The organism is Arthrobacter sp. sptzw32 (assembly GCF_059089735.1).
Genome location: NZ_JBNHEZ010000001.1, coordinates 708,710 through 722,690, shown reverse-complemented (window position 1 = coordinate 722,690; position 13,981 = coordinate 708,710). Strand labels below are relative to the sequence as shown.

At 65.8% G+C, this 13,981-nt stretch carries 15 protein-coding genes; 6 read left to right on the top strand and 9 right to left on the bottom strand.

Features of this window, described 5'->3' with window-relative positions; all coding sequences use genetic code 11:
- The 6 genes from AC5RVN_RS03465 to AC5RVN_RS03440 all read left to right on the top strand — a co-directional run.
- Positions 1 to 848: transketolase-like TK C-terminal-containing protein (locus AC5RVN_RS03465; protein WP_494137080.1), on the top strand; the 848-nt coding region annotated here is incomplete at its 5' end.
- Between the two features lie 227 nt (positions 849 to 1,075).
- Complete coding sequence (locus AC5RVN_RS03460) at positions 1,076 to 2,320, top strand: PucR family transcriptional regulator (protein WP_494039940.1); 1,245 nt, start codon at positions 1,076 to 1,078, stop codon at positions 2,318 to 2,320.
- An 88-nt stretch (positions 2,321 to 2,408) separates the two neighbouring features.
- On the top strand, positions 2,409 to 3,338 hold the full coding sequence (locus AC5RVN_RS03455) for an ACP S-malonyltransferase (protein ID WP_494137079.1): 930 nt from the start codon (positions 2,409 to 2,411) through the stop codon (positions 3,336 to 3,338).
- The gene (locus tag AC5RVN_RS03450) at positions 3,335 to 4,396 is read left to right on the top strand and encodes a beta-ketoacyl-ACP synthase III (protein WP_494039942.1); all 1,062 of its coding nucleotides are present in this window, start codon (positions 3,335 to 3,337) and stop codon (positions 4,394 to 4,396) included. The genes AC5RVN_RS03455 and AC5RVN_RS03450 overlap by 4 nt, the downstream gene beginning before the upstream one ends.
- A gap of 81 nt (positions 4,397 to 4,477) precedes the next feature.
- On the top strand, positions 4,478 to 4,723 hold the full coding sequence (locus AC5RVN_RS03445) for an acyl carrier protein (protein WP_009359314.1): 246 nt from the start codon (positions 4,478 to 4,480) through the stop codon (positions 4,721 to 4,723).
- A gap of 171 nt (positions 4,724 to 4,894) precedes the next feature.
- On the top strand, positions 4,895 to 6,130 hold the full coding sequence (locus tag AC5RVN_RS03440) for a beta-ketoacyl-[acyl-carrier-protein] synthase family protein (RefSeq protein WP_494039943.1): 1,236 nt from the start codon (positions 4,895 to 4,897) through the stop codon (positions 6,128 to 6,130).
- Positions 6,131 to 6,277: 147 nt separating this feature from the next.
- On the opposite strand, the gene AC5RVN_RS03435 is transcribed toward AC5RVN_RS03440, so the two are convergent.
- The 9 genes from AC5RVN_RS03435 to lepB (AC5RVN_RS03395) all read right to left on the bottom strand — a co-directional run bounded on the left by AC5RVN_RS03435 (position 6,278) and on the right by lepB (AC5RVN_RS03395) (position 13,965).
- Positions 6,278 to 6,781 (bottom strand): DUF3145 domain-containing protein, encoded by a 504-nt coding sequence (locus tag AC5RVN_RS03435; protein WP_104042113.1) that lies wholly within the window; start codon positions 6,779 to 6,781, stop codon positions 6,278 to 6,280.
- Positions 6,782 to 7,041: 260 nt separating this feature from the next.
- Positions 7,042 to 7,968, bottom strand: a complete 927-nt coding sequence (locus tag AC5RVN_RS03430) for a tyrosine recombinase XerC (RefSeq protein ID WP_494106399.1) — start codon at positions 7,966 to 7,968, stop codon at positions 7,042 to 7,044.
- An 87-nt stretch (positions 7,969 to 8,055) separates the two neighbouring features.
- Positions 8,056 to 9,255, bottom strand: a complete 1,200-nt coding sequence (gene dprA, locus AC5RVN_RS03425; RefSeq protein WP_494137078.1) for a DNA-processing protein DprA — start codon at positions 9,253 to 9,255, stop codon at positions 8,056 to 8,058.
- Positions 9,252 to 10,796 carry a YifB family Mg chelatase-like AAA ATPase gene (locus AC5RVN_RS03420; protein ID WP_494137077.1) on the bottom strand — a complete coding sequence of 515 codons (1,545 nt, stop codon included), beginning with the start codon at positions 10,794 to 10,796 and terminating at the stop codon, positions 9,252 to 9,254. The genes dprA and AC5RVN_RS03420 overlap by 4 nt, the downstream gene beginning before the upstream one ends.
- Complete coding sequence (locus tag AC5RVN_RS03415; RefSeq protein ID WP_494137076.1) at positions 10,797 to 11,153, bottom strand: YraN family protein; 357 nt, start codon at positions 11,151 to 11,153, stop codon at positions 10,797 to 10,799.
- 145 nt (positions 11,154 to 11,298) lie between these two features.
- On the bottom strand, positions 11,299 to 11,625 hold the full coding sequence (locus tag AC5RVN_RS03410) for a DUF2469 domain-containing protein (protein WP_013601392.1): 327 nt from the start codon (positions 11,623 to 11,625) through the stop codon (positions 11,299 to 11,301).
- Between the two features lie 52 nt (positions 11,626 to 11,677).
- Complete coding sequence (rnhB, locus tag AC5RVN_RS03405) at positions 11,678 to 12,457, bottom strand: ribonuclease HII (protein WP_494137075.1); 780 nt, start codon at positions 12,455 to 12,457, stop codon at positions 11,678 to 11,680.
- Positions 12,458 to 12,459: 2 nt separating this feature from the next.
- Complete coding sequence (gene lepB, locus AC5RVN_RS03400) at positions 12,460 to 13,287, bottom strand: signal peptidase I (RefSeq protein ID WP_494039949.1); 828 nt, start codon at positions 13,285 to 13,287, stop codon at positions 12,460 to 12,462.
- The gene (lepB, locus tag AC5RVN_RS03395; protein ID WP_494137074.1) at positions 13,288 to 13,965 is read right to left on the bottom strand and encodes a signal peptidase I; all 678 of its coding nucleotides are present in this window, start codon (positions 13,963 to 13,965) and stop codon (positions 13,288 to 13,290) included.
- Between the last annotated feature and the right edge of the window lie 16 nt (positions 13,966 to 13,981).

Genomic DNA, 13,981 nt, shown 5'->3' with positions numbered 1-13,981 from the left:
CAGCAGACCAAATGACCCGCGGGTTCATCATCGGCGCCACCGCAGGACGGACCACCCTCACCGGCGAAGGCCTCCAGCACGCCGACGGCCACTCCCCCCTCCTGGCCTCCACCAACCCCGCCGTGGTCACCTACGACCCCGCCTACGGCTACGAAATGGGCCACATCATCCGTCACGGCCTCGAACGCATGTACGGGCCGGAATCAGATGACCGGAACCTGATGTACTACCTCACGGTCTACAACGAACCCATCACCCAGCCGGCCGAACCCGAAGAACTCGACGTCGAAGGTGTCCTCAAGGGCATCTACCTGCTCAACCCGGCAAAGATCGACGGTCCCCGGACCCAGATCCTCGCCTCCGGCGTCTCCGTGCCCTGGGCCCTGGAAGCCCAGCAGCTCCTGGCCGATGACTGGGGCGTCTCCGCAGACGTCTGGTCCGTGACGTCCTGGAACGAACTGCGCCGCGACGGCATGGCCGCCGAAGAAGAAGCCTTCCTCAACCCCGGCCAGCCCGCCCGCGTTCCGTTCGTCACCAAACAACTCGAAGGCGCCACCGGACCCGTCGTCGCCGTCTCGGACTACATGAAAGCCGTCCCGGACCAGATCCGCCAATTCGTCCCCAACGAATTCGCCACCCTCGGCGCCGACGGCTTCGGCTTCTCCGACACCCGCGCCGCAGCCCGCCGCTTCTTCAAAAACGACATCCACTCCATCGTGGTGCGTTCCCTGGAGATGCTGGCCCGCCGTGGTGAGGTCGACGCGCAGGCACCGATGAAGGCCATCGACAAGTATCGGCTGCACAACGTCAATGCCGGTTCCACCGGCAACGCCGGAGGCGAGTCCTGACACTCTCCCCGTGAACTTGTTTGCAGATACCGGGAATTGCGGGCACGTGAAGCCTCGGGAGCTGTAGGTAACTCCGGGTCAAGCAACAGACGACGGCGGCCCCTCACCGAAAGGCGGGGGGCCGCCGTCGTCTCTTTATAGGCACGGACAGGCTGTGACGCAGAACCAACGGGATTGTAGCCTTTGCACAAATGGAGCTTGCCGGGCAGTAGCCGTATGCTCAAAGAATGCCAGCACCAGCCGCCCCGTCCGCCAAGCGCAAACCGTCCCCGCCGGGCGTCACCCCGGAGAAATCCGAAACACTCAAAAAGCTGCGGGCAAACGTGGGCCAGCTTTCCACCACCACCCTGCGGGAGCTGGAGAAATCGCTGCCCTGGTACGGCCGGCTCAGCTCCGATGAACGTTCCGCTCTTGGCATGGTTGCCCAGAATGGCATCGCCGCCTTTGTCACCTGGTATGAACGCCCCAGTTCCCCCTCCTGGATCCTCACCGACGTTTTCGGGACAGCCCCGACAGAACTGACCCGGTCCATCAGTCTGCAGAAGGCGCTGCAGCTGATCCGGATCGTGGTGGAGGTGGTGGAGGAACAGGTGCCGGTCATCGCTCCGGAGGCCGACCAGCCTTCCCTGCGCGAGGCCGTACTTCGGTATTCCCGCGAAGTGGCGTTTGCCGCGGCCGATGTTTATGCACGTGCCGCCGAATCACGCGGCTCCTGGGACACCCGGCTGGAAGCGCTGATCGTGGATGCCATCCTCCGCGGCGAGAACACCGACGCCCTGCGCTCAAGGATCGCCGCCCTGGGCTGGAAGGCACAGGAACGGTTCACCGTAATGGTGGGCAACTCGCCCTCTGAACCAAGCGCCAGCTATGTCAGCGAGCTCCGCCGGATGGCAGGCCGTTACGCCGAAGATGCCCTCGTGGGAATTCAGGGTGACCGCCTGATCCTGATCCTGGGCGGCGTTTCGGATCGGGAAACCGCATACGTCAAGCTCAGCGACATGTTCGCTCCCGGGCCCGTGGTGTACGGGCCCGAAGCCGGCTCCCTGCTCGAGGCCAGCGGCTCGGCCCAATCCGCCTTCGCCGGCCTGACAGCAGCCCGGGCGTGGCCCTCCGCGCCCCGGCCTGTTGCCGCCGACGACCTGCTTCCCGAGCGGGTGATTTCAGGTGATGACGCCGCCCGCCGCTCGCTGGTGAAAAACATCTACCGCCCGCTCCTGGCCGCCTCCAACGGGTTGGTGGAAACCTTGGGAACGTACCTGGAACTGGGTCATTCCCTGGAGGCAACAGCCCGGGAACTCTTCGTCCATGCCAACACGGTGAGATACCGGCTGAAGCGTGTCTGCGACGTCACCGGCTGGGACCCGCTCCTTCCCCGGGAGGCGTTTGTGCTCCAGGCCGCCCTTGTGGTTGGCCGGCTTTCCGCCCCGCCCAAAGCCGCTGTTGAGCGTCAACCGTCGCGGAACCAGCCCTGAACCGTTGTAGACTTCCTACAACCTGACCCCGTGAGCTTGGTGCGGACAAACACCGCTGAATCACACAGTAATTTGGAAAGCTGGATACGTGCTTGCAATAGTCTGCCCTGGACAGGGCTCGCAAACCCCGGGTTTTCTGGCCCCCTGGCTGGAACTGCCCCCGGTGGCAGGCCACCTGGCCACCCTGAGCGACATCGCAGGCATCGACCTGATTGCCCACGGCACCACCTCGGACGAGGAAACGATCAAGGACACTGCCGTGGCGCAGCCCCTGATTGTTGCCGCCGGGCTGGTGGCCGCAGCGTCCCTCTTCGACGTCGAACTCGGCTCCCTGCCGGTCATCCTCGCAGGCCATTCCGTTGGTGAGATCACCGCTTCGGCCCTTGCGGGCGTCCTGACGGAACAGGAAGCCATGACCTTCGTCCGGGAGCGCGCCAACAGCATGGCCGCCGCCGCGGCAGTCACTCCCACCGGCATGAGTGCCGTGGTGGGCGGGGACCCCGCCGAGGTGCTGACAGCCATCGAAGCCGCCGGCGCGACCCCCGCGAACGTCAACGGCGCCGGCCAGACTGTGGCCGCAGGCACCTTCGACCAGCTCAAGGCCCTCGCTGACAACCCGCCGGCCAAAGCCCGCGTCATCCCGCTCAAGGTGGCCGGCGCGTTCCACACCAGCCACATGTCCCCTGCCGTCAGCGCCCTCACGGAACTGGCGCCGGCGCTGAAGCCGCAGGCACCCAAAATGCCCCTGCTGTCCAATTACGACGGCGGGGAAGTCACCGACGGTCAGGCCGCAGTTGACAGCTTGATCGCCCAGGTATCGCGTCCCGTCCGCTGGGACCTGTGCATGGAAAGCCTGGTGCGGCGCGGTGTCACCGGCGTCATTGAGCTTGCTCCTGCCGGAACCCTGGCCGGGCTTGCCAAGCGCGGCATGCCTGGTGTCAAGACCGTTGCGGTCAAGACCCCCGATGATCTTTCCGCCGCCCTGGCGCTCTTCGCAGAACTGGAGGGCAACGCATGAGCGTCCCCACACTGAAACAGGCTCCCCTTCAGGAACACACCCGCATCCTCGGCCTCGGTGCATACCGGCCGGATGTCATCGTCACCAACGAAGATGTCTGCCAGTGGATCGATTCCTCCGATGAGTGGATCCGCCAGCGGACCGGCATCGTAACCAGGCACCGTGCCTCCGCTGATGTCAGCGTCATCGACATGGCCGAGGGCGCTGCCCGCGAGGCCATGGAAAAGGCCGGAATTGAAGCCTCGGACCTCGGCGCTGTCATCGTTTCCACGGTCACGCACCCCTACGCCACGCCGTCCGCCGCGGCCAGCCTCGCGGACCGCCTTGGCGCCACCCCGGCGCCCGCCTTCGACATCTCCGCGGCCTGCGCCGGCTACTGCTACGGCATCGCCCAGGGCGATGCTCTGGTCCGCTCCGGCACCGCGAAGTACGTCCTGGTGGTGGGCGCGGAGAAGCTGTCCGACGTCATCGATAACCGGGAACGCACCATCTCCTTCCTGCTCGGGGACGGGGCCGGCGCCGTCGTCATCGGCCCCTCGGAAACTCCCGGTATCTCGCCCTCGGTCTGGGGCTCGGACGGCAGCAAGTGGGAAGCCATCGGCATGACCCGCTCCATGCTCGATGTCCGCGACCTCGGCATGGCCGCCCGGCAGTCCGACTCCACCGGAGACCTTGCACTGCTTGAGGAAGCCCAGGAGCTTTACCCCACGCTGCGGCAGGACGGCCAGACGGTCTTCCGCTGGGCAGTCTGGGAAATGGCCAAGGTGGCCCAGCAGGCCCTGGACGCAGCCGGCGTGGAAGCGGAAGACCTCGTGGCTTTCATTCCGCACCAGGCCAACATGCGCATCATTGATGAAATGGTGAAGAAACTGAAGCTGCCCGAGACCGTTACAGTGGCACGGGACATTGCCGATGCAGGAAACACTTCTGCGGCGTCCATTCCACTGGCCACGCACCGCCTCCTCGTGGAGAAGCCGGAACTGAGCGGCGGGCTGGCCCTCCAGATCGGCTTCGGCGCCGGGCTCGTTTTCGGCGCGCAGGTAGTTGTCCTTCCCTAGCAACGCCCCCACAGGCCGCAACCGCGTCCTGGACCGTTTCCGGCAGCCCCTGCCGGCAATAACAAGAAAAGGAGCCATCACATGGCTAGCAACGAAGAGATCCTGGCCGGCTTGGCTGAAATCGTCAACGAGGAAACCGGACTTGCCCCGGAGGCCGTAGAGCTGGACAAGTCCTTCACCGAGGACCTGGACATTGACTCCATCTCCATGATGACCATCGTGGTCAACGCTGAGGAGAAGTTTGGCGTGCGCATCCCGGACGAAGAGGTCAAGAACCTCAAGACCGTCGGGGACGCCGTCAGCTTCATCGCCGGAGCACAGGCCTAGTCACAGCTTCCGCCGTTTATCGGCCTCGCGGGCTGCCGGTCCGGACAGCCGGACCGGCAGCCCGCAGCACTTTTCCGGCACCCCGCTCCACGCGGGACAGTGCCGACCACCACCATGCGGGACCCTCGGGAAAACCCGGGCAGGAATCCCCACCGACGAAAGAGTGATCCCATGACACGCAAAGTAGTCATCACCGGTCTGGGTGCCACCACACCCATCGGCGGCGATGTACCCACGATGTGGAACAACGCGCTCAAGGGGGTCTCCGGTGCCCGCACCCTGGAGGACGACTGGGTAGCCAAGTACGAACTTCCCGTCCACTTCGCAGCCCGCTGCAGCACGCCCGCCGTCGACGTCCTGAGCAGGGTCGAAGCCAAGCGGATGGACCCCTCCACCCAGTTCGGCGTCATTGCCGCCCGTGAGGCCTGGGCAGACTCCGGCATCACCGAGTTCGACAAAGACCGGCTGGCGGTCGCCTTCGCCACCGGCATCGGCGGGGTCTGGACCCTGCTCGATGCCTGGGACACATTGAAGGAAAAAGGCCCCCGCCGCGTCCTCCCCATGACCGTTCCCATGCTGATGCCCAACGGTGTTGCCGCGGCCGTCAGCCTTGACCTCGGTGCCCGCGCCGGCGCGCACACCCCGGTATCCGCCTGCGCCTCCGGCACCGAAGCCATGCACCTGGGCCTGGACCTGATCCGTTCGGGCAAGGCAGACGTGGTGATGTGCGGCGGCGCCGAAGCAGCTATCCACCCGATGCCCCTGGCGGCGTTTGCTTCCATGCAGGCCCTGTCCCGCCGCAACGACGACCCGCAGGCTGCGTCCCGTCCGTACGACCTGGGCCGTGACGGCTTCGTGATGGGCGAAGGCGCAGGCGCCCTGGTCCTCGAAGCCGAGGAACATGCCCTGGCCCGCGGAGCCCGGATCTACGGCGAGCTCGCCGGCACCTCCGTTACGGCTGACGCCTACCACATCACTGCTCCGGACCCTGAGGGCCTCGGTGCAACCCGTGCCCTCAAGGCAGCCATGTTCGACGGCCGCATTCAGGCGGAGGACGTGGTCCATGTGAACGCCCACGCCACCTCCACCCCCGTCGGTGACAAGCCCGAGTACACCGCCCTTCGGGCCGCCCTGGGCAACCAGCTCGACAACGTAGCCGTATCCGCTACCAAATCACAGATGGGCCACCTTCTTGGTGCCTCCGGTGCCGTTGAGGCCGTGCTCACCGTGCTCGCGGTCTACGACCGGAAGGCGCCCGTCACCATCAACCTTGAAAACCAGGACCCGGAGATTCCGCTCGATGTGGTCACCTCCGCACGTGACTTGCCTGCCGGCAACATCGTGGCCCTGAGCAACTCCTTCGGCTTCGGCGGACACAACGCCGTAGTTGCGGTGCGCAGCGTTTAGTCTCCGGCCCGGGCTCACCCCGGTACACAACAGGAGGCCCCGCCGGCTGGCGGGGCCTCCTGTTTGCTATGGAGACTGCTTCCTGGTTCTACTGCTGCTGCTGTTGCCTGCGTTGGGGATAGACGACGGCGGCCGGCGGCCTGGCCGTCAGCCCACCTGGTGGAGCCAGCGGACAGGGGCGCCCTCGGCAGCATGGCGGAAGGGTTCCAGCTCCTCATCCCAGGCCTCGCCAAGTGCCAGGGACAGCTCGTGGTACACCGCGGCGGGATCGCCTGCGCCCGACTCGTAGGCATAACGGATTCTGTCTTCTGAGACCATGATGTTGCCGTGGACGTCGGTGACGGCATGGAAAATCCCGAGCTCGGGCGTGTGTGACCATCGGCCGCCGTCAACGCCCTGGCTCGGTTCCTCCGTGACCTCATAGCGGAGGTGCGCCCATCCCCGCAGGGATGAGGCCAGCTGGGCCCCTGTACCGGGAGCGCCGGTCCAGGACAGCTCAGCCCGGAACATGCCGGGCGCAGCAGGCTGAGGGGTCCACTCAAGATCCGTCCGCTTATCCACGACGGAGCCGATGGCCCACTCCACGTGGGGGCACAAAGCAGTAGGGGCTGAGTGAACAAACAGCACACCGCGGGTCATTGCAACAGACATTCCATCCTCCATAGCTCTAGGTACGTCTTCCCCAACGACCTCTGCCTGGATGGAACTGCTGTGCCCTGCTCTGCGGGGACTGCTCCCAGCCGGTATTCACTTGTTCAGCAATAACAGTGTCCGGACTTGCTGGTCCGCACGAAGCAAAGGAGCCTCAAGCGGGACTTGAAAGTTGCCGGACGTGACTCTTATTGTGCCGTACGGCGCGTAATTACGCCAGTGCGATTCGCACCGGCAGTATAAGCCCGCAGGGTTTGGATTCAGGCCCTGGGATGAGCCTGCTGGTAGCTTTTCCGCAGCCGGTCCACCGAGACATGGGTGTAAATCTGGGTGGTCGCGAGGCTGCTGTGGCCCAGGATTTCCTGCACGGCCCGGAGGTCAGCGCCCCCGTCCAGTAAGTGGGTGGCGGCCGAGTGGCGAAGGGCGTGCGGGCCCGACGCCGACGTGTCTCCCAGCGCCTCCAGGAGCTTGTTGACCAGCTCCCGGACCTGCCGCTGGTCCACCCGGCCGCCCCTGGAGCCAAGGAAGAGGGCTGGGCCGCTGTTGTCCCTGGCAAGCAGCGGCCGGCCGCGCCGCAGCCAGTCGTCCAGGGCCAGTGCCGCCGGAACCCCGTAAGGAACGGTGCGTTCCTTGTTGCCTTTGCCGATAACACGGAGGGTACGGCGGTCGGGGTCGAGGTCATCGATGTCCAGTCCTGCGAGCTCGCCGACCCGGATGCCTGTGGCATAGAGCAGTTCGACGATGGCCCGGTTCCGGACCGGCATCGGCTCGCCGCCGGCAGCGGCCTCCTCGAGGCTGGTGAGCAGCCGCACCAGTTGCTGTGACTGCAGGACACCGGGCAGGCTCTGTTCCCGTTTGGGGGCCTTGAGGCGCAAAGCGGGGTCCAGGTCGATGAGCTCTTCCCTGAGGGCCCAGGCCGTAAAGGAACGGGCGGTGGCAGCCCGGCGGGCAAGAGTGGAGCGGGCAACACCAATCTGGCTCTGCGCACCGAGCCAGCGACGGAGGGTTCCGAGCTCAAGGTCCTTCAGCCGGGTGGCACCTTCGGAGGCGGCATGGGCGAGGAGGCTGCGCAGGTCCCCCAGGTACGCCCGCAGGGTATGGGCGGACATGGCCCGCTCCCCCGACAGGTATTTGGAGAAGGCATCCAATGCCTGACTCAGCTCCGGCGGCAGTTCCTGGTTCTCCACGTTTCTACTGTCTCAGCTGTTGGTCCGGTTCGGATGACTGACACGGTACGTCCTGCGCGGCGTCGCGTCCCGCCCTTGACCAGCTTTTCAAGCTGTCCCCTTGCCCCGCTTCCAGCCGCCTTTCTCGGACACAGCCAACCCAAGCAGCCCGAGCCGGCCCAGCCCGGCGCGGACGGACTCGTTGCTCAAGCCGGCGACGGAGCATAGTTTTTCTACCGATGTGGTGGAGCGAAGCGGCAATGCATCCAGAAGGATCAGATCCTCCAGGGTCAGCCCGTCCTGGACTTCCGCTGCAACCCGGCGCGGTTCTGGCAGCCCGCCTCCACTGGGCGCTGCAAGTTCAGCGATTTCTGCGGCGTCAGTAACGCAGATGGCACCCCCGTCCCGCAGCAGCCGGTGGCAGCCGGCGGAGTTGGCACTGTGGACAGAACCGGGGACAGCCCCGACGGCGCGGCCGAGCGTTTCGGCATGGTGTGCGGTGTTCAGCGCCCCGGACCGCCATCGGGCCTCCACCACGACGGTCACTGCGGACAGAGCCGCGATGAGTCTGTTCCGTTGAAGGAAGCGGTAGCGGGTGGGGGCCGAGCCCGGCGGAACCTCCGCGATCACCGCCCCCTGGTTGCAGACGGCGCGGAGGAGGTCCTCGTTGCCCGACGGGTAGAAGCGGTCTACGCCCCCGGCCATCACGGCAATGGTTGGCATGGTGCTCGAACCGCCCGCCAGTGCGGCACGGTGGGCATGCGCGTCAATGCCGTAGGCTCCGCCGGACACCACGGTAAGGCCGCGCTGCGCGAGGGAGTAGGCGATGTCCCCCGTCACCGACGCACCGTAGCTGGTGCTGTCGCGGGACCCTACCAGGGCGATGCACTTGTCTGCGGCGGGAAGAGGCTGCTCGTGTCCCCTCCACCACAGGCAGATCGGTTCCTGAATTTCAAGGTCGGCCAGCTGCACCGGCCATAACTCGTCTGAGGGGATGATCAGCCTGCCGCCCAGCCGCGCCACGGTGGCGAGGTCCCGTTCCGGGGCGAGGTCCGGGATCCGCGGCTGCCAGCGTTTTATCGCTGCCGCCATCCCGGCCCAGCTGGTAGTGGAACCACTGTCCGCGAGCAGCGCGGAGACTTCCTGTTCCAACCCCGGCCCGGCTGCCACCTGGCCGGTGGCTATCCGGAGAGCGTCCACTGCCCCGCATACCTGCACGAGGGCCAGGCCTGCTGCGTCCTGGGGCTCCATGAGCCGGGCAAGCGCCGCACGGGAAAGTCTCTCGGTGTCTACTGCCGTTCCATTCATGCGGCCACCGCCGCTGCCTGCCGCAGGCCCAAAGCTTGCCCTATATCGTTTGTGTCCGGCCTTTCCCGATGCCCAAGGTCCGCCAGCGTCCAGGCAAGGCGCAATACACGGTCATAGCCACGGGCGGTGAGGACACCGCGCTCGAGTGAATGGTCGAGAATGCGGGTGGCGGCCGGAGCGAGCCGCAGTTCTCCGCGCAGCACCCGCCCCGGCACCTGCGAGTTTGTTTCCAGTCCGAGGGGCATCAACCGTTCAAGCTGACGTCCGCGCGCATTTCGGACGCGGGCGGCAACGGAAGCGGTATCCTCTTCCACGCCCGCTTGACCAAACTCAGCCAGGGATACCCGCTCTACCTGCAGCTGGATATCCACCCGGTCCAGCAGTGGCCCGGACATCCGGGCAAGGTACCGCCTGCGCATCATGGGGGTGCAGGTGCAGTCCAGCCCTTTGCCGGAGGCCTTGCCGCAGGGGCAGGGGTTGGCTGCCAGGACCAGTTGGAAGCGGGCAGGGTAGGCAGCTGTTCCTGCGGATCGGTGGATCACCAGCTCACCGCTTTCCAGGGGCTGGCGCAGGGCATCGAGCACCCGGCGCTCGTACTCGGGCGCCTCGTCCAAAAACAGGACGCCCCGGTGCGCGCGGGAGGCAGCGCCTGGCCTGGGGAGGCCCGAACCGCCGCCTATGATGGCTGCGGCCGTAGCCGAGTGGTGCGGGCTTTCGAAGGGAGGCCGCCGCCGCAGCTGGACCGATGACGACGGCAGGCCGCACAGTGAGTGGATGGCAGTGACTTCCATGGCCTCCTGGTCCCCCAGGTCCGGCAGGAGTCCGGGGAGGCGCTCCGCCAGCATTGTTTTGCCGGCACCGGGAGGTCCGGTCAGGAGCAGGTGGTGGGCTCCGGCGGCCGCGACTTCGAGGGCCTGCCGGGCATCACCCTGGCCTGAGACGTCCGCCATGTCCGGATGCACCGCCGCTTCCTCCTGACCGTCGCAGGGAAGCTCCGGGTCTTCCGGTTCGAAGTCCAGCGCGAGTTCCTGCGGGTCTGCACCGGAATCCAGTGCCAGCCGGGCAAGGGTCCGGTATCCCCTGACGTTGGCGCCGGGCACCAGGGCGGCCTCCGCAAGATTTGCCTGTGCTACAACGACGTCCGGGTACCCTGCCTGCACAGACGCCATAACGGCCGGAAGGATTCCACGGACCGGGCGCAGCCTGCCATCAAGTCCCAGCTCCGCGATAAAGACGGTATTGCCGGTGGGCTTGATATCGTTCGCGGCGCGGAGCACGGCCATGGTGACCGCGAGGTCGAACCCGGACCCTCGTTTAGGAAGGGAGGCAGGAATCAGGTTCGCGGTAATTTTCCGGCGGCTGAGCGGAATACCTGAGTTTTTGGCGGCAGACCGGATGCGTTCCTTGGCCTCGTTCAGGGAAGCGTCCGGCAGGCCGAGGAGCACAAATGCCGGCAGCGTTTGGCCGATATCAGCCTCAACTTCCACGATGTACCCGTTGAGGCCCACCAGCGCGATGGAGTACGTTCTTCCGAGGGCCATTTATCCCACCCCCTTGAGGTGCTCCACGAGGGGTTCGCCGGCGCCGTCGTCCACAACTGCGACCACGTCCACGCGCCGCAGCGGCATCCGCAACTCCCGGTCCCGGCACCAGGCGGAGCCGAGCCGGTGAAGTCGTGCGAGCTTCTCCGGGCCCACCGCTTCGAAAGGGTGGCCGTAGTCGAGGGAACGGCGCGTTTTGACTTCGGCAATAACCAGGGCGTCACCGTCGAGGGCCACGATGTCGATTTCGCCCTCGGTGCAGCGCCAGTTGCGCTCCACCACCAACATGCCCAGCGACTCAAGATAACGGGCCGCGAGGTCCTCGCCGTGCCGGCCCAACAGGTCTTTTGATTTCATCTTCTACCTCCGCAACCAGCCTGAGGCTGCAGGGTTGCAAAGGTAAGGGGGCCTGTTTCCTATGTGTACTAAGGCCCCCTGTGCAGGAAAAGTCAGCAGTTAAGGAAGTGCCGGAAGCGCACGGAAGGCCGAGGCATGTCAGGGACTACTGGCCCAGGTCGACGTCCTTGGGCAGGGCCAGTTCCTCATTGCGCGGCAGTTCTTCCACGTTGACGTCCTTGAACGTGAGGACCCGGACGCTTTTGACAAAACGGGCGGACCGGTAGACATCCCATACCCAGGCGTCCTGCAGGGTCAGGTCGAAGTAGACCTCACCGTCGGCACTGCGCGCCTGCAGGTCCACGTGGTTGGCCAGGTAAAAGCGCCGTTCGGTCTCGACAACGTAGCTGAACAGTCCGACGACGTCGCGGTATTCACGGTAGAGCTGCAGCTCCATGTCGGTTTCATAGTTTTCAAGATCCTCAGCACTCATGTTTCCATCTTGCACCATTGGCGGTACCGCTGGTGGCCGTGCCCGGACGGAGTCAGGCTTCGATCCCCGGTTCGTCCCCGCCGGCAAGCCCGCCGTCCAGCAACTCCCCGCCGAGCAGGCGCCAGCTTACGCGGTGGTAGGGCGTGGGCCCTGCCGCCCGAAGGACATCCCGGTGCAGGACGGTGGCGTAGCCCTTGTTGATGTCCCAGCCGAAGTCCGGGTACTCAGCGTGAAGATCGCGCATCATCCTGTCCCGCTCCACCTTGGCGATGACGCTGGCGGCGGCAACGCTTTGGCACTGCATGTCGGCCTTGATCTTGGTGTGCACAGGCGCGTCGCAACCGGCGTCAAGAACCGGCCCGTCAAACAGCGACAGTTGATCCGCGGGTGAAAGCCAGTTATGGCTTCCGTCCAGAAGCACCAGGTCGGGGGTGACTCCCGCGGCCAGGATTTCCTGCCATGCCCGCGTTCCGGCCAGCCGCAGGGCAGCGATGATGCCGACGTCATCGATTTCCTGCGCGGACGCGTGGCCCACGGCCGAGGCGACACTCCACCGCCGGACCAGCGGGTCCAGCCGTTCCCGTTCTGCGGGGCTAAGGAGCTTGCTGTCCCTCACACCGGCGAGCGGCTTCTGGCGCTCCAGGTCCACCACCGCGATTCCGACACTTACCGGACCTGCAAGGGCGCCGCGTCCCACTTCGTCAACGCCGGCAACCAGCCGCGCTCCCTGGGCCTTGAACGTGCGTTCGTGCCTCAAGGTAGGGGCTTTTGAGGCTGCCTTCGGGGAACCGGTCCTTGCCTTGGCGGCGCCGGCCTGAACTGCGGAGGGCATGGTCAGGGCGCCGCCGGTACGTTCTCGAATACGTCCTCGTGGTTGTCGAGGGCAGTGATGCGGTTCAACGGCCAGGCGATGACCGCGGCCTTGCCTTCGAGGTCGGCGATGTCGATGAACCCGCCATCGGAGTCCATATGGGCCCTGGAATCGGCGGAGTGGTTGCGGTTGTCGCCCATTACCCACACCTTGCCTTCGGGGACAGTCACATCGAAGTTGCGGATCTGTGGAACCTCAGCGGAATTGACGTAGCTTTCGTCAATGGCAGTCCCATTAATGGTCAGTTTACCGCCGGCATCACAGCAGACCACATGGTCCCCCGGCAGCCCGATGACCCTCTTGACCAGATGCTGTTCGGAGTTGTCCGGGAGCAGGCCCACGAAGGTCAGGCCGTCCTGGACCCAGGTGAACGGTCCTTCAGCCCTTTCCTCCGCAGCCGGCAACCAGCCCTTGGTGTCGCGGAAGACCACGACGTCCCCGCGGCTCAACGAGAACGGTTCGGGCACCAGGAGGTTGACGAAGATCCGGTCATCGATGTCCAGAGTGTTGACCATGGACTCGGAAGGGATGAAGAACGCACGGAACAGGAAGGTCTTAATCAGGAAGGAGAGCACCACGGCGATCACCACCACGGTGGCAATTTCCTTCAGCCAGGCGAGCACCTGGCTTCCGCCGGCCTTCTCCCCGGCCCTGGCTGCGGCGCGGCTGCCCGCCGCCTCGGGGGCAGGTACTCCGGAATCCGCGGCGGCTGCCTCAGGTGCGGCGCCGGCCCGGGACTCGGAAGCTCCGTCGGGACGCGGTTCGGGTGTCCGCGCGTGGTTCTCGGGCATCTACTGTCCGTTCTCTGTTATGGTTCCTGCCGCTGGCGGCCGAGGTACTTCAGCAAATCTATCAAGCGGCCAGATGATCTGGACCGGTCTGCCGACAACCCGGTCCACCGGAACCATTCCCCCGCCGGGAGCGCCGAGCAGGCTCCGGGAATCAGCGGACAGCGAGCGGTGGTCGCCCAGCAGCCACAGCCGCCCGTCCGGCACCTCGGCAGCGAATTTTTGCGTGCTGGGAGCGTCTCCCGGGAAAAGGTAGGGCTCAGTCAGCGGCTGGCCGTTGACCGTGATCTTCCCGTCGGGCCCGCAGCAGACTACCGTGTCCCCGGGCAGGCCGATCACCCGTTTTACGTAGGTGGTGTCGCTGCCGGTAAGGCCAAGCCATTGCGCCGCTGCCGCAATGGTGTCCACCAGCGGACCCTTGCCGCTGTTGAGCGGGGCGAAGGTTCCGCGTCCGTCGAACACCACGATGTCGCCCCGGCGGATCGGTTCGGCCCGGAAGTCGGTCCTGGACACCAGGATGCGGTCCCCGCCTTCAAGCAGAGGTTCCATGGACTCGGACGGTATGAAGTACACATCAAGCCACAGCGAGCGGACCAGCCCGCTGATGGCGACGGCCAGGACAAGGGCAAGGAACACAAAACGCCAGCCCTTTTTCCCGGGCTGGCGTTTTGTGTGGTCCATAAGTCCGTATCCTGGC

Coding starts and splice junctions, on each gene's coding strand:
- AC5RVN_RS03460 (WP_494039940.1), top strand. CDS start 1,076: ATGCCAGCACCAGCCGCCCCGTCCGCCAAGCGCAAACCGTCCCCGCCG.
- AC5RVN_RS03450 (WP_494039942.1), top strand. CDS start 3,335: ATGAGCGTCCCCACACTGAAACAGGCTCCCCTTCAGGAACACACCCGC.
- AC5RVN_RS03445 (WP_009359314.1), top strand. CDS start 4,478: ATGGCTAGCAACGAAGAGATCCTGGCCGGCTTGGCTGAAATCGTCAAC.
- AC5RVN_RS03440 (WP_494039943.1), top strand. CDS start 4,895: ATGACACGCAAAGTAGTCATCACCGGTCTGGGTGCCACCACACCCATC.
- AC5RVN_RS03435 (WP_104042113.1), bottom strand. CDS start 6,781: ATGTCTGTTGCAATGACCCGCGGTGTGCTGTTTGTTCACTCAGCCCCT.
- dprA (WP_494137078.1), bottom strand. CDS start 9,255: ATGAATGGAACGGCAGTAGACACCGAGAGACTTTCCCGTGCGGCGCTT.
- AC5RVN_RS03420 (WP_494137077.1), bottom strand. CDS start 10,796: ATGGCCCTCGGAAGAACGTACTCCATCGCGCTGGTGGGCCTCAACGGG.
- AC5RVN_RS03415 (WP_494137076.1), bottom strand. CDS start 11,153: ATGAAATCAAAAGACCTGTTGGGCCGGCACGGCGAGGACCTCGCGGCC.
- AC5RVN_RS03410 (WP_013601392.1), bottom strand. CDS start 11,625: ATGAGTGCTGAGGATCTTGAAAACTATGAAACCGACATGGAGCTGCAG.
- rnhB (WP_494137075.1), bottom strand. CDS start 12,457: ATGCCCTCCGCAGTTCAGGCCGGCGCCGCCAAGGCAAGGACCGGTTCC.
- lepB (WP_494039949.1), bottom strand. CDS start 13,287: ATGCCCGAGAACCACGCGCGGACACCCGAACCGCGTCCCGACGGAGCT.
- lepB (WP_494137074.1), bottom strand. CDS start 13,965: ATGGACCACACAAAACGCCAGCCCGGGAAAAAGGGCTGGCGTTTTGTG.